This window comes from Mesorhizobium sp. C416B (genome assembly GCF_030323165.1).
Taxonomy (GTDB): domain Bacteria; phylum Pseudomonadota; class Alphaproteobacteria; order Rhizobiales; family Rhizobiaceae; genus Mesorhizobium.
In genome coordinates, this window is sequence record NZ_CP100471.1 from 3,756,491 (window position 1) to 3,770,331 (window position 13,841).

The following is a 13,841-nucleotide window of genomic DNA, read 5'->3' on the forward strand; positions in this document are numbered from 1 at the left end:
TTGACTGGTGATTGACCGCGGAGACTGCAGCGCCTAGTTTAGAATTGTTCTAAACTGGGGTGAATTTCTCATGCTTTCCCGTGTCTTCGGTTTCGGCCGCCGTCCTTTCGAAACGCTGTCGGAACAGGAGATCCTGGCCCTGGCAATTTCATCCGAAGAGGATGACGGGCGCATCTACCGCGCCTATGCCGACGGGCTGGCGGACAGTTTTCCGCAATCGGCGAAAGTGTTCGAGGCGATGGCGGAGGAGGAGGACGGCCATCGTGATTCCCTGATCGAGCTTTACCGCAAGCGTTTCGGCGAGCGCATTCCGCTGCTGCGCCGCGAGCACGTGAAAGGCTATTACGAGCGCAAGCCCGACTGGCTGGTGCGGCCGCTCGGCATCGAGCATGTGCGGCGCCAAGCCGAAGAGATGGAGCGGCAGGCCTATCGCTTCTATGTCGAGGCGGCCAAGCGCACCGGCGATGCCTCGACCCGGAAACTGCTCGGCGACCTGGCCGCGGCCGAGCAAAGCCATGAGAATTCGGCGCATCGGCTGGAGCAGAAACTTGTGCCGGGCGAGGTGAAGGACGAGGAAGCCAGCGCCGAGCAACGCCAGTTCATCCTGACCTATGTGCAGCCCGGGCTTGCCGGGCTGATGGACGGCTCGGTGTCGACGCTGGCGCCGATCTTTGCCGCGGCGTTTGCCACGCACGACACCTGGCAGACGCTGCTGGTGGGCCTCGCCGCCTCGATCGGCGCCGGCATTTCGATGGGCTTTACCGAGGTCGCTTCCGACGACGGCAAATTGTCAGGGCGTGGCTCGCCGATCAAGCGCGGCCTCACCGTCGGCATCATGACGACGCTGGGTGGGCTGGGCCACGCGCTGCCTTACATCATCCCGCATTTCTGGACGGCGACGGCGGTGGCGGCCGTGGTGGTTTTCTTCGAACTGTGGGCAATCGCCTTCGTCCAGAACCGCTACATGCAAACCCCGTTTCTGCGCGCGGCGTTTCAGGTGGTGCTGGGTGGGGCGCTGGTGTTTGCGGCCGGGGTGCTGATCGGGAATGCGTGAGCGCCAAGCGCCCCCTCACCCAGCCTCCGCTACGCTCGGCTGACCTCTCCCCGAGGGGAGAGGAGATTTTCGACGCCTGCGCCAGTCTCTTCTCCCCAGCGGGGAGAAGGTGGCCGCGAAGCGGCCGGATGAGGGGGCCTGGCGCGACGCCGATACCTAGTCACAATTCACCGCCCTGCTGTCCGCCGGCGCTTCATCCCGCTCCGTCAGGCCATAGTCCCGCACCACATGCGCAATGCGCAGCCGGTAGCCGGCAAATATTCCGCCGCGGCCCGCATGCTGCGCCTGCCGATGCTCTTCCGTATTGCGCCAGGCTTTCACCGCTTCCTCGTCGCGCCAGAAGGACAGCGACAGGACCCGGTTGGGATCGCCCAGGCTCTGAAAGCGCTCGATCGAGATGAAACCGTCGATGCCGTCGAGCAGCGGCCTGAGTTCCGCAGCGATGCCGAGATAGGCGTCGCGCTTTCCCTCAGCCGGTTGCACCTCGAAGATGACAGCGATCATATCTCCTCCTTGACCACGGTCTGGAACAGCTGCCGCGGTCCATGCGGCCCCGACACCAGCTTCAGGAAGATGCGGTCCTCTTTCAAGATGAACTTTTCCCGGCGGGCGAATTCGTAATTGGCCTTGCCCGCCGGATCCGCGGCGAGACGGGCGCGATATGCTTCGTAGGCGGCGAGGCTGTCGATGTTGTAGGCGGCGTAGGCGGTGGTGGCCGAGCCCTCGTGCGGGGCGTAGTAGCCGATCAAATCGGCGCCGCAGCGCGGGATCGCCTGGCCCCAGGCCTTGGCATATTGCTCGAAGGCCGGCTTGCCGAACGGGTCGATCTCATAGCGGATGAAGCAGGTGATGGTCATCGTGATCTCCTTGGGTTTCGCATCGATAGTTCGAGCGGCGTCGAAACGTTGTGCCGCAGGGTCTGCTAAGCAAAAGCGCTGGCTGTCAGGCCTGCCAGAAGGATTTTGCGCATTCGCGGCGCACATCCTCACGGGTCAGGCCGAGATCGCGCAGCAGATGGTCGTCGACCGCCGCGAGGTCGAGCCGCTGCAGATGGCGGTCGTACCAGCGGGCGAGCAGCCGCCGTTGCAGCCAGGTGACGAACGGAAACGGCCGGCGGCTGGCGAGTGGGGCGGAAGCGGTTGGCATCGGCGTTCTCCTTGATCCCGCCCGACAATAATGCTTATCTGACGAGAATGCTTCGATGGAGACCTAACTATGCGTGAAGGACCCGACATTGCCCGCATCGCCAGCCTGGTCGGCGATCCGGCGCGGGCAAACATGCTGAATGCGCTGATGGGCGGCACGGCTTTGACGGCCAGCGAACTGGCGCTGGAGGCCGGCGTCTCGCTGCCGACGGCGTCCTCGCATCTGTCGAAACTGATGGAGGGTGGGCTGCTGACCTTGGCCCGCCAGGGCCGGCATCGCTATTACGGCCTCGCAGGGCCGCAGGTGGCAGGCATGATCGAGGCGATCACCGGGGTGGCCGAAGCGGTCGGCCCCAAGCGGGTGCGGCCCGGCCCGCGCGACGGCGCCATGCGCGTCGCCCGCGTCTGCTACGACCACCTCGCCGGCGAGCAGGCGGTGGCGATGCTGGACCGGCTCGTCGCGCGCGGCATCCTGTTGCGCGACGACATTGAGATCAGGCTGGGGCCAGCAGCAGCCTCGCATTTTTCGGCCATCGGCATCGATGTCGGCGCCAAGCCGCGCCGGCCGGTCTGCCGCGCCTGTCTCGACTGGAGCGTGCGCCGCTCGCACCTCGCGGGAACGCTCGGCGCGGCTATTCTGGACAAGATCCTGTCGGAGAAATGGGCAAGGCGGGAGAAGGACAGCCGCGCGGTGGTGTTTTCACCGCCGGGGAAGCAGGCGTTCGAGCGGGTGTTTTTGGCGTAGAGGTTCGGCGGCGCTAATTGGGCGACGCTGGCGGGACAGCACCCCCCTCTGGCCTGCCGGACAGAGGGGGGTGTGACGGAACGCTTGCGTAGCAGGTGAGGCGCGCGACGCTTACCCCCGCTTCAGCACCTTCCCCTGCTCGAAGAAATCCACCCACGGATCGGCCTTCTCCAACTCCTTCAGCGTCGTCTTGTCGCCGATCGGGAAGGAATTCGGCGGCAACCCCTTCTCAACTTCCGCCCACGTCACCGGTACCGACACCGTCGCGCCCTTCTTGGCGCGGGAAGAGTAGGGCGCGACGGTGGTCGAGCCCCTGCCGTTGCGGAGATAGTCGACGAAGATTTTTCCCGTGCGCGCCTTTTTCGACAGCGTCGCGGTGTAGCGGTCGGGCGCGGCCTGCTCCAGCGCCTTGGCGAAATCATGCGAGAAGGTTTTGACTTCCTCCCAATCCGCCGAGGGTTTCAGCGGCACCAGCACGTGATAGCCTTTGCCGCCTGACGGCTTGACGAAGTTCGGCAGCGACAGATCGTCAAGCTTGCCTCTGATGTCGAGTGCGGCCTCGCGCACCGCCTTGACGTCGACGCCTTCATCGGGATCGAGATCGAAGATGATCTGATCCGGCTTTTCCAGCTCCTCGATCTTGCAGCCCCAGATGTGGACCTCGACCACGCCATACTGGACCAAGGCGGCAAGGCCGTCGAAATCGCGGATGAACAGGATTTCCTCGCCATCGGTTGGATCCTTCATGCGGGCAATCTTGTCGCTCATGCCGGCCGAGGCATGTTTCTGGAAGAAGCGCGGGCCGCCGATGCCATCCGGCGCCCTGACCAGGCTGAGCGGCCGGTTGACGACGAACTGCTCCATCCGCGGCCAGACAAGCGCATAGTGCTCAAGCAAAGCCTGCTTGGATATTTTCTCCTCGGGCCACAGCAGCTTGTCGGGGTGGGATAGTTTTACGCTGGTCGTGATCGTCGCGGGCGCCTTAGCCCCGGCGGCCTTGCCGGCGCTGCTTGCCGCCGGCTTTTGCTTGTTCGCCGCCTTCGATGGCTTTTCCTGCACGACTTCCTCCGCCGGCTTGTCCTCGCGCAGCCCCTGGAACGACGCGTGGCGTATTATACGGTCCGAGGTCCAGCTGCGGAACTCCACTTCGCCGACAAGTTCGGGCCTGACCCAGACCAGGCCCTTGCCCTTCGGCACGGCGGCGGCAAAGGGCGAGGCGTCTGCCTTCAGCGCATCGAGTTTTTTCTTCAAATCGGTGGCGCTCCTGGCTGTGAAGCCCGTGCCGACGCGGCCGGCGTAGTGGAGCTTGCCGCCCTCGTGGTAGCCGACCAGCAGCGAACGCAGGCCGCGGCCGGTCTTGTCCGAGGGCAGATACCCGCCGATGACGAATTCCTGGCGGGCCGTGCATTTCGATTTCACCCAGCTCGGGCCACGGCCGCTGCGGTAGGGCGCATCGGCGCGCTTGGAGACGATGCCTTCGAGGCCCATGCGGCAGGCGTGCTGCAGCATGATCTTGCCGGGCTCCGCGAAATGGTCGCTGAAGCGAACAGCGGCATTTTCGGCCGTCTCGCCGAGCAGCTCCTGCAGCGCCTGCTTGCGCTCGACCAGCGGCTCGCGGCGCAAATCCTTGCCGTCAAGCCGCATCAGGTCGAACACATAGTAGGTGAAGCGGTCGGTTCGATTGGCGGAGAGATCCTGCTGCAGCAGCGAGAAGGATGAAACGCCGCTGTCGGCGAGCACGACGATCTCGCCATCGATGATGGCGTCGCTGCATTTCAGCTGGGCCAGTTCCGCGACGATCTCAGGGCCGAATTTCTCCGTCCAGTCGAGGCCGGTGCGGGTCAGCAGCCGCACTTCCGTGCCGGCGATCTGCGCCTGCATGCGATAACCGTCGAACTTCACCTCATGCAGCCAGTCCTCGCCGGGCGGCGCCTCGCGCTCCAGCGTCGCCATCTGCGGCTCGACGAAGTCGAGGCGCTTGCCGGCTTTCGCCTTGCTGGATGCCGCGGGCTTGTTGGAGTGCCAGACCTTCGGCTTCTTGCCGTCGGCGGTCTTGCCTTCCGCGACCTCTTCGATGGTCAGGCCGGACTTCACCGATTTCGGTGCGTCCTTCAGGATATCCTCGCCGGGGCGGGCGGCGGCATCGTCGGATTTGATCAGCAGCCAGTTGTCGCGCTTTTCGCCCGGGCGGGGTCTTAATCTGACCAGATGCCACCGCCCATTCAGCTTCTGGCCGTTGAGTTCGAAGTCGATATGGCCCTTCTTCATCGCCTTGGCCGGGTCGATCTCTGGCGTCCATGTGCCTTCGTCCCAGACGATGACGGTGCCGCCGCCATACTCGCCCTTGGGGATGGTGCCCTCGAAGCCGGCATAGTCGATCGGGTGGTCCTCGACATGCACGGCCAGCCGCTTCTCGTGCGGGTCGAGGCTCGGGCCCCGCGTCACCGCCCAGCTCCACAACACGCCCTCATGCTCGAGGCGGAAATCATAGTGCAGCCTGGTCGCGTCGTGCTTCTGGACGACGAAGATGCCGCCGGGCTGCTTGCCGCGCGCGACCTTGCCCGCCGGCTCGGCCGTCTTCTTGAAATCGCGCTTGGACTGATATTGTTCGAGGTTGGCCACGGCGCGGACCCTCAAGCCGACTTGCGCTTGGGCGCAGAAGCTTTCGCCTTGCCGCTTTTTGCCGCCGGCTTGGCCTTCTTCGCCGAGCCTTCCGCCTGGCCGCCATCGGACAGGCTCTTCTTCAGCGCGTCGAACAGATTGACGACGTTGGACGGCTTGGGCGCGGCCTGCGCTTTCGGAGCCTTCTTGCCGGCCTTCTTGGCGCGGATCAGTTCGAGCAGCGCGTCCTCATACTTGTCCTCGAATGTCGACGGATCGAACTTCCCCTTCTTCTGGTCGATGATGCGTTCGGCCATATCGGTCATCTCCTGGTCGGTCTTCACCGCCTTGATGTCGCCGAAGATGCTCTCCGGCTCCCGCACCGTGTTGCCGTAGCGCAAGGTGGTCAGCACCATGCCTTTGCCGCGCGGCTCGATCATCACGGGCCGCTCGCGGCTATAGAGCACGACGCGCGCCAGGCCGGCCATCTTCTTGTCCGCCATGGCATCGCGGATGACGGCAAAGGCCTCCTCCGACACCTTGTCGGCGGGCGTGACATAATAGGGCGTGTCGAGATAGATCTGCTCTATCGAGGCTTTGTCGACGAAGCCGTCCAGCGCCATCGTGTGCGAGGACTCGATCTGCACCGCTTCGATCTCTTCGTCCTCGATATAGACGAACTCACCGGGGCTCACCTCATAGCCCCTGATCTCGTCGCCATCGCCCAGCGGCTTGCCGGTTTCAGAATCGACATAGATGCGCTTGACCGTGTTGCCGGTCTTGCGGTTGAGCACCCGGAACGAAACTTTTTCGGCGTGGGTGACGACGTTGGTCAGTTCGACAGCGCAGGTGACCAGCGACAGTTTCAGATAGCCCTTCCAGGCGGGGCGAGGTGCCATGGCGAACTCCTGCGCGATGCGGTTCAAGCGAGAACGGGCAAGGCCCGTTCCGGTTCCGGGCGCGCAACAAGGGGCATTTCGGCAGCGAGCATGGAATTTCGAGAGGCTCGCCAAATCTGAAACAGAACCGCGCTCAAGCGACATCGAGACGAAACATATGTGATGCAAAAGTCACAATGCCGGAAATGGCGACGAACCACACCGAAAGACCCCCAAACAGCCGCATTCCGGCCACGAAGCATGGGGTTTTCGACCAAAGATTAACATCGTGTTCACCGACTATTCACGCCTCGACACTATGATCCCCGCAATCGGACGGGACATCCGAAAATCGGGACAGGGACTTGAGTAAAATGAAACTCTGGGGCCACATCGCCGGCTATGCCGCCGCCATCCGCGAGTTCATCGCGCCGACCTATCGGCCGGAGCGCTACTACATGCGCGGCCCGGGTCCGGCCTGCGCCCGTCGCGGCAGCTCGCTCGGCGCGCATTGATCATGACGTTCGAAACGCGTCACGACAGCCGGATCTGCAGACCGGAGGCCGATCCCCGCGCAACCACCTATCGCGCCGAGCGCCCCGCGCTGGCCGCGAGAAGCCGTGCGACAACGCCGCGGCTTTGATCCCGCTGCCGGCGGGCTTAGTGTCTGAAGACACAAGCTGCCGGACGTCCCGTGACTTCTTCTCCTGAACCCTTCGATGCCAGCCAGCCATTGATCGTTTTCGACGGCGTCTGCGTGCTGTGCTCGGGCTTCGTACGCACGGTGGTCGGGCTCGACCGCAAAAACCGCTTCCGCTTCGCCACCGCGCAGTCGCCCTTCGGCGAGGCGCTGTTCCAGAAATACGGGCTGCGCACCGACAGCTACGAGACCAATCTGGTCCTTGTCGGCGGCGCTCCCTTCATGCGGCTGGACAGTTTCATCGCGGTGATGGCCGAACTGGGCTGGCCGTGGCGGGCCGCGAAAGCGCTGCTGCTCATCCCGCGGCCCTTGCGTGACTGGCTCTACGAACGCATCGCCAAAAACCGTTACGCCATGTTCGGCCGCAAGGACAGTTGCGAGATCCCGTCCGCCGCGATACGTGCGCGCATGATCGGCTAATCGCATGTCACCCAAAAGTGACCTCCAGTTCTGGGAAAACGACATACGCAAAAAGAGCGGCGCCATGAGGCTTCTGGTCGTTGGCGGCTATGGCATTTTCGGCGGCCGCATCGTGCAATTGCTGGGGGAGCGAGCCCCGCCTGATTCTGCTCGTCGCCGGGCGCTCACTGGCCAAAGCCGAGGCCTGGTGCAACATCCGCACCGGCGCGGCGGCGCAACTCGTGCCAGCGCGCTTCGATCGCAATGGCGACGTCGCGCAAGGCCGGCCTGTTCGTTCGCGCCTCAGTCCGGCAGCGCCGCGACGGCGACGATCTCGATGACGATGTCTGCCTGGGCAAGCGCTGCGACGCCGATTACCTCCGAAGGCGGCGGATTGCTGTCGCTACAATGCTTCGGACAATGCTCGCCGAAAAACGCGTCCAGCACGTCGAGACGAAAATTAGGCGAGCTGAGGACGCCGCCGTCGGGAAATGGCCCTTTGACGAAAAAGGTCAGCCTGATGAGATGGTCGAGCCCGCTGCCAAGTTCTTCCAGATCCGATTTGATGTTGCCGAGAACTTCCCGCCACTGCGCCGCGGCATCGCCGGCGAAGCCGCCACCCTTCTTGCCGGCCGGATCGTAGTCAGCCGATGTCGCGGTGTTGCCGCAGAGATAGACGGTGCCTTTCGCACCGCTGACGACCGTGCCTTTGCCCCATGGCATCAACCGGCCGTTCTTGAATTTCTTGTGGGTCACGAGTTCCATTCTCTTCTCCCATGCCTCGTGTGACGTGCCCGCCAATGACAGAGGATAGTGCTGTGCGGAGCCACGGCCAGTCCGCTGCCGGTCATCCGCCAGCAGACGGAGGAACATCTGATCCTTGCGAAATCTCCTGGCGGAGGCGAAAGTTTTTTCTGAAGCCTGTCGAAATCGGCCGCCGCCGCGCGACATACGTCTGGCCCCGCTAGGACGCGGCCTTCGAAACCACGGGAGAAGACCCATGCGATACATGCTTTTGATCAACAGCGACGAAGCCGCGCAGGCGAACACGCCAATCGAAAAGGCTCAGCAGATGAGCGCAGCATATGCCGCCTATACCGAAGCGTTGAAGAAATCCGGCGCATGGCTCGCTGGCGAACGGTTGCGCCCGACCCAGGCGACCACCTCGGTGCGGATCACAGACGGCAAGACCAACGTGATCGACGGCCCCTATGCCGACACCAAGGAGCAGCTTGCCGGCTTCTACATGATCGAGGCGGCCGATATCGATACCGCCATCGACTGGGCGGCGCGCTGTCCGGCGGCGAGCGCCGGCACGGTCGAGTTGCGGCCGATCTGGGAAATGGCCGACTACATGCCCAAGAAATGACAATGTGATGGACAGTCGCCCGGAGATCGCGCGGGCGGCGGCCGAAGCGGCCGCCCGGCAGAGTTACGGCAAGCTGGTCGCCTGGCTAGCGGCGCGCACCCGCGACGTGGCCGGCGCCGAGGACGCGCTGGCCGAGGCCTTTGCCGCGGCGCTGGAGCGCTGGCCACAGACCGGCGTGCCTGAGAAGCCTGAGGCATGGCTGCTGGCCGTCGCGCGCCGCCGTGGTGTCGATGCGGTGCGCCGTCGGCTGACCAGCGAGGCGAGCCGCGACCATCTCAAGCTGATGGCCGAGGAGATGGAGGCGAGCATGGAAGACGAAGACCTGCCCGACGAACGTCTCAGGCTGATGTTTGCCTGTGCGCATCCGGCAATCGAAGCCAGCGTGCGGGCGCCGCTGATCCTGCAAACGGTTCTGGGTTTCGACGCGGCGACGATCGCCTCGGCCTTCCTGGTTTCGCCGGCGACGATGGGCCAGCGTCTGGTGCGCGCCAAGAGCCGCATCCGCGAGATCGGCATTCCGTTCCGCGTGCCGGATCGCGCCGAACTCGGCGAGCGGCTGGAAACGGTGCTGGAAGCGATCTACGCGGCTTTCGCCGAAGGCTGGACCGACCCGGCAGGGACCGAGACGAGAGTGCGCAATCTGGCGACCGAAGGCATCTGGCTCGGGCGGCTGGTGGCATCGCTGATGCCGGACGAACCGGAAGCGCTCGGCCTGCTGGCGCTGATGCTGTTTGCCGAGGCGCGCCGCCCGGCGCGGCGCGATGCGGCTGGAGATTATGTGCCGCTCGCCGAACAGGATTGCCGTCTTTGGGATCACGCGCTGATCGACGAAGCCGAGTCGCTGCTGGGCCACGCCGCCACCATTGGCGTCATCGGCCGCTACCAGCTCGAAGCGGCGGTACAATCGGTGCATGCGACGCGGCGACGGACCGGCCAAACCGATTGGGCGGCGATCCGTAACTTCTACGATGCGCTGTCGGCGATATCAGGCTCGCCGGTGATTTCGATCAACCGCGCCGTGGCGATTGCCGAGGCCGAAGGGGCGGCGGCAGGACTGGCGGCGCTCTACGTGCTGGGCGACGACAAGCGGCTCAACGACTATCAGCCCTATTGGGCCGCTCGCGCCGGCCTGCTGGCCAGGCTCGGCAATGCGGCGCAAGCGGTCGAAGCCTATGACCGGGCGATCGGCCTTGAACGCGACCCCGCCGTGCGCCGCTTCCTGCAGGCGAAACGGGCGATCCTGCGAAATTGAAGCGTCCGTTCAGGCCGGCCACATTTCATGCGTGGTGTTGAGCCGTTTCATCAGCGGATGCGCGCGCAGCGCCGACCATAAGCGTTCGATGTTCGGCCAGTCGGCTCGCGCCTTGTCCATATCGGGGTGCCAGGCCACCAGCATGACGAGGTAGATGTCGGCCAGCGACATCGCGTCGCCGACCAGCCAGCCGCGCCCCTCGAGGGCTGCATCGACAATGGCGAAGCCGCGGTCCATCTCGGCAATGGCTGCCTGCTTGACGGCTTTCTTGCCGTCGGCATCGGCGGTGTAGCGATGGGCATAGTAGAGGCGCAGGATGGCGGGGTAGAGCACCGATGACATGAACGCCATCCAGCGCAGGAAACCGGCGCGATCCGGCGATCCGGCGGCCGGCGCCAGACCCGCCTCCGGATGGCGCTCGGCAAGCAGGATGCAGATCGCCGCCGATTCGGTTATCGATTGACCGTTGGGCAAGGTCAGCACCGGAACCTGGTTCAACGGGCTGATGTCGAGGAAAGCCGGGTCCGGCGGATCCTTCTTCGGCACGTCGATCTGGTCGAATTGCGCGTTTGCCAGCGCCAATGCGGCCTCGACGACAAAACCGCCGCTGCCTGGGCGCGTGTAAAGCTTGTACATGTGATTCTCCCCCTGCCCGCGCGAAGCAGGCCGGGGCGATTTGACCCTGAAGCCGCCTCCCGCTCAAGCCGGTGGCGGACGCCACGGCCGGGTTTTCTGCGGTCCAGCCATGAGACTTCCGATGTCGGAGGGACAGCACCCCCCGATGCCCGGCAGGGCAGAGGGGGGTGCGAAGGATCGCCGCCTATCCAGTTAAGACGTTAAGCCCCCAGCCCGTCGAACAGGATCGTCGACAGATAGCGCTCGGCGAAGGACGGGATGATCACCACTAGGTTCTTGCCCTTGTTCTCCGGCCGCGACCCGACGGCGATGGCGGCCTGCAGGGCAGCGCCCGACGAGATGCCGACCGGCACGCCTTCAAGGCGGGCGACGAGGCGGGCGTTGGCGACCGAATCCTCGTTGGAGACCTTGACGATCTCGTCATAGATCGAGGTGTCGAGGATCTTGGGCGCAAAGCCGGCGCCGATGCCCTGGATCTTGTGCGGGCCGGGCTGGCCGCCCGACAGCACCGGCGAGGCCTCCGGCTCGACGGCGACGACATGCACCGAGGGCTTGCGTTGCTTCAGCACCTGGCCGACGCCGGTGATCGTGCCGCCGGTACCGATGCCGGCGACGAAGATGTCGACCCCGCCATCGGTGTCGTTCCAGATCTCCTCAGCGGTGGTGCGGCGGTGGATCTCCGGGTTGGCCGGGTTTTCGAACTGCTGCGGGATGACGGCGTCGGGCAAGGTGGCGGCCAGCTCGTCCGCCTTGGCGATGGCGCCCTTCATGCCTTTCGGCCCTTCCGTCAGCACCAGTTCGGCGCCGAGCAGCGCCAGCATCTTGCGGCGCTCCACCGACATGGTTTCGGGCATGGTCAGGATCAGCTTGTAGCCCTTGGCGGCAGCGGCGAAGGCGAGCGCGATACCGGTATTCCCGGAGGTCGGCTCGATCAGCGTCGTCTTGCCGGGTTTGATCCGGCCCGACGCTTCCAGCGCCTCGATCATCGAAACGCCGATGCGGTCCTTGACCGAGGCGATCGGATTGAAGAATTCGAGCTTGGCAAGAAGGTTGGCAACGACGCCCTTCTCCTTGGCGAACTTGTCGAGCCGCACCAGCGGCGTGTCGCCGATCGTCTCGGTGATCGAGTTGTAGACACGGCCGCGGCCGGGCACGCGCGCGGAAGGCTTGTTCATTGGTTTCGCTCCCAAATCAGATCAGGCAATTGGCGTCGGCGGACAGAATAAGGCTTTCGCCCGCGCAAGATAGGCTGCCGGCCGAAAATATCGAGTGGGCCGCTTGCTGAAAACGCTTGTCTCCTCAAGCCGCATTTTCCGGATGGACCGATCGGCGGAATGGATGGGCCTGAACCGATCTACTGACGTGCGGCAATGGCAGCGGCCGCGCCCACCATGAAGCCGGCGGCGGTGCGGTTCAGCGCCTTCAGCGCGCGTGGCGATTTCAGGAACCAGCGCGCCTTGGCGGCCAGCGCCAGATAGGGCACAAGCACCACGAAGAGCACGATAACGGTGAGCGCGACCAGGATGCCGTAGTCGGCGAGCGTGATGGTCTTCAGGTCGACGATGGTCGGCGTGATGGCGAGGTAGAAGATCATCGTCTTCGGGTTGCCCAGCGTGACGGTGAGGCCGGCAAGGAAGCTCGATACCAGGCCGCCCTTGCCTTTCCTGGCCTCGACAGTCTCGGGCGTGATCCCGGCCGTCCAGAAACGCCAGCCGAGAAAGGCGAGATAGGAGACGCCCAGCCATTTGATGGCGAGAAACACCATGCCGAAGCTTTGCGCGACAAAGGCAAGGCCGAGCACCACCGCGGTGAGATAAATGAGGTCGCCGAGCATCAGGCCGAACGACATCGCCAGCGACGAGCGGAAGCCGGATCCGAGCGCCCGCGCCACAAGCGCGGTGACGCCGGGCCCGGGAATGGCGGCGGCGATGCCCAGCGCAGCACTATAGGCAAGGAAGCCGGTGAGGGTCATGACGGTCGCACCTCGTGAAACGACTCTGATGCCATGAAAGCCTGCAACGGCAAAACGGATTCGATTGCGCCAAGCAGGGCATGAAAGCCGGTCATCCTCGCCTGAAAGCGAGAGATGGTTCACTTACGCCCCGAAGGCGGTCGGCTATCTCGCATGGCTCCGAACGGCAGGAGCACCCATGTTAGCCAAAAGACTTCACATCCAGCTCATGAAGTGGATGCCCAACAACTATTCCGAAGCACGCGGTCACGTCCACGAGCTGGAATGGTATCTGTGGTTCGAGGGGCGTCAGGCTTTCAGCCTGTTCGACAAGGGCGATAGCGATGTCGTTCCGCAGACTGGATATTTTACCGACAGCCGGAACCCTGGCGCCTACCCCGTTCGTCCGATGATCTATCCGCTGGTCGTCAACAACCGCTTCAAGGTGCGGCTGGTGGCGATCGAGCGTGACGGACCGCAAAAGATAGACCCCGACGACACCGCCAAAGGCGAATTCTACATCGACCTCGACACCAAATATCCGCCGGTCTCGGACTGGCGCATCATTGCTGCCGATCCGCGCAATACCGACCTCAACGTGGAAGCGTCGTTCCAGCTGCAATGGCTGGATTATGTCGATACCGCCGAGATTGCCGAGGATGGCCCGCCACGCATCATCGACAAGTCCAATTATCCCTATCCCTGGGGCGCCAATGTGATGGTGTTCGAGCACTGGCTCGGGCTTGGCCGCAAGGCGCCGCTCAAACTCATCGACCCGAACCGCGCTTCGCGCCGCGAATACTGGATGATCATTGGCAATGCGGCCCGGCGCATGGTGCAGGACCTCTATCGCTTCAACGTCAACCAGCTTGGCGTCGCCAACGACACCATCAGCAGTGTTTACGTGCCGAAGCTCAATGCCGGCCACGTCACGGTGACGCTTTACGAACACGATTTCAGCGACGGCCGCTTCGCGCAAGGGGCGAAGAAGTCCTTCGGCTCGGTCGGCCTCTTCAATCTCAGGGATACCGGTTTCGATGACCGTGTCTCATCGGCCGAGGTGATCCATACCTATCCCAAGGTGATCCATCGGGACGTACATTAGGGCCGG

Annotated in this window: 16 protein-coding genes; 7 read left to right on the forward strand and 9 right to left on the reverse strand. The window is 64.1% G+C overall.

Going from position 1 to position 13,841, the window contains the following annotated elements; translation table 11 throughout:
• Positions 1-70 precede the first annotated feature (70 nt).
• Positions 71-1,054, forward strand: a complete 984-nt coding sequence (gene mbfA, locus NLY43_RS18285) for an iron exporter MbfA (protein WP_023681248.1) — start codon at positions 71-73, stop codon at positions 1,052-1,054.
• A gap of 156 nt (positions 1,055-1,210) precedes the next feature.
• Here the strand turns inward: mbfA and NLY43_RS18290 are convergent, their stop codons facing one another.
• The 3 genes from NLY43_RS18290 to NLY43_RS18300 form a co-directional block, all read right to left on the reverse strand.
• Positions 1,211-1,558: an antibiotic biosynthesis monooxygenase family protein gene (locus NLY43_RS18290; RefSeq protein ID WP_023710357.1), complete on the reverse strand. Its 348-nt coding sequence runs from the start codon at positions 1,556-1,558 to the stop codon at positions 1,211-1,213.
• A complete protein-coding gene (locus NLY43_RS18295) occupies positions 1,555-1,911 on the reverse strand; it encodes an NIPSNAP family protein (RefSeq protein WP_023710356.1) in 357 nt (118 codons plus the stop codon). Before NLY43_RS18295 ends, NLY43_RS18290 begins: the two co-directional genes overlap by 4 nt.
• A gap of 85 nt (positions 1,912-1,996) precedes the next feature.
• Entirely contained in the window at positions 1,997-2,200 is a 204-nt protein-coding gene (locus tag NLY43_RS18300; protein WP_023710355.1) for a DUF1127 domain-containing protein, read from the reverse strand.
• 69 nt (positions 2,201-2,269) lie between these two features.
• Between NLY43_RS18300 and NLY43_RS18305 the strand changes: the two genes are divergently transcribed.
• Positions 2,270-2,944, forward strand: coding sequence for an ArsR/SmtB family transcription factor (locus NLY43_RS18305; RefSeq protein WP_023723582.1), 675 nt, complete (start codon positions 2,270-2,272; stop codon positions 2,942-2,944).
• A 111-nt stretch (positions 2,945-3,055) separates the two neighbouring features.
• Here NLY43_RS18305 and ligD read toward each other — a convergent pair whose 3' ends face one another.
• Both ligD and ku read right to left on the reverse strand, forming a co-directional pair.
• Positions 3,056-5,566 (reverse strand): DNA ligase D, encoded by a 2,511-nt coding sequence (gene ligD, locus NLY43_RS18310; RefSeq protein ID WP_023710354.1) that lies wholly within the window; start codon positions 5,564-5,566, stop codon positions 3,056-3,058.
• Between the two features lie 11 nt (positions 5,567-5,577).
• A complete protein-coding gene (ku, locus tag NLY43_RS18315) occupies positions 5,578-6,444 on the reverse strand; it encodes a non-homologous end joining protein Ku (protein ID WP_023710353.1) in 867 nt (288 codons plus the stop codon).
• A 344-nt stretch (positions 6,445-6,788) separates the two neighbouring features.
• On the opposite strand from ku, the gene NLY43_RS18320 reads away from it, so the two are divergent.
• Both NLY43_RS18320 and NLY43_RS18325 read left to right on the forward strand, forming a co-directional pair.
• The gene (locus NLY43_RS18320) at positions 6,789-6,938 is read left to right on the forward strand and encodes a hypothetical protein (protein WP_198025536.1); all 150 of its coding nucleotides are present in this window, start codon (positions 6,789-6,791) and stop codon (positions 6,936-6,938) included.
• Positions 6,939-7,117: 179 nt separating this feature from the next.
• On the forward strand, positions 7,118-7,543 hold the full coding sequence (locus NLY43_RS18325; protein WP_031199005.1) for a thiol-disulfide oxidoreductase DCC family protein: 426 nt from the start codon (positions 7,118-7,120) through the stop codon (positions 7,541-7,543).
• 282 nt (positions 7,544-7,825) lie between these two features.
• On the opposite strand, the gene NLY43_RS18330 is transcribed toward NLY43_RS18325, so the two are convergent.
• Complete coding sequence (locus tag NLY43_RS18330; RefSeq protein ID WP_023710349.1) at positions 7,826-8,287, reverse strand: RidA family protein; 462 nt, start codon at positions 8,285-8,287, stop codon at positions 7,826-7,828.
• Positions 8,288-8,522: 235 nt separating this feature from the next.
• On the opposite strand from NLY43_RS18330, the gene NLY43_RS18335 reads away from it, so the two are divergent.
• A complete protein-coding gene (locus tag NLY43_RS18335; protein WP_023681239.1) occupies positions 8,523-8,891 on the forward strand; it encodes a YciI family protein in 369 nt (122 codons plus the stop codon).
• Positions 8,892-8,898: 7 nt separating this feature from the next.
• The gene (locus tag NLY43_RS18340) at positions 8,899-10,143 is read left to right on the forward strand and encodes an RNA polymerase sigma factor (protein WP_023710348.1); all 1,245 of its coding nucleotides are present in this window, start codon (positions 8,899-8,901) and stop codon (positions 10,141-10,143) included.
• A gap of 9 nt (positions 10,144-10,152) precedes the next feature.
• Here the strand turns inward: NLY43_RS18340 and NLY43_RS18345 are convergent, their stop codons facing one another.
• The 3 genes from NLY43_RS18345 to NLY43_RS18355 form a co-directional block, all read right to left on the reverse strand.
• Positions 10,153-10,779: a glutathione S-transferase family protein gene (locus tag NLY43_RS18345; RefSeq protein ID WP_023681237.1), complete on the reverse strand. Its 627-nt coding sequence runs from the start codon at positions 10,777-10,779 to the stop codon at positions 10,153-10,155.
• A 200-nt stretch (positions 10,780-10,979) separates the two neighbouring features.
• The gene (gene cysK / locus NLY43_RS18350) at positions 10,980-11,954 is read right to left on the reverse strand and encodes a cysteine synthase A (RefSeq protein ID WP_023672045.1); all 975 of its coding nucleotides are present in this window, start codon (positions 11,952-11,954) and stop codon (positions 10,980-10,982) included.
• Between the two features lie 179 nt (positions 11,955-12,133).
• Entirely contained in the window at positions 12,134-12,751 is a 618-nt protein-coding gene (locus NLY43_RS18355) for a LysE family translocator (RefSeq protein WP_023672046.1), read from the reverse strand.
• Positions 12,752-12,929: 178 nt separating this feature from the next.
• Between NLY43_RS18355 and NLY43_RS18360 the strand changes: the two genes are divergently transcribed.
• The gene (locus NLY43_RS18360) at positions 12,930-13,835 is read left to right on the forward strand and encodes a hypothetical protein (RefSeq protein WP_023723551.1); all 906 of its coding nucleotides are present in this window, start codon (positions 12,930-12,932) and stop codon (positions 13,833-13,835) included.
• Positions 13,836-13,841 lie beyond the last annotated feature (6 nt).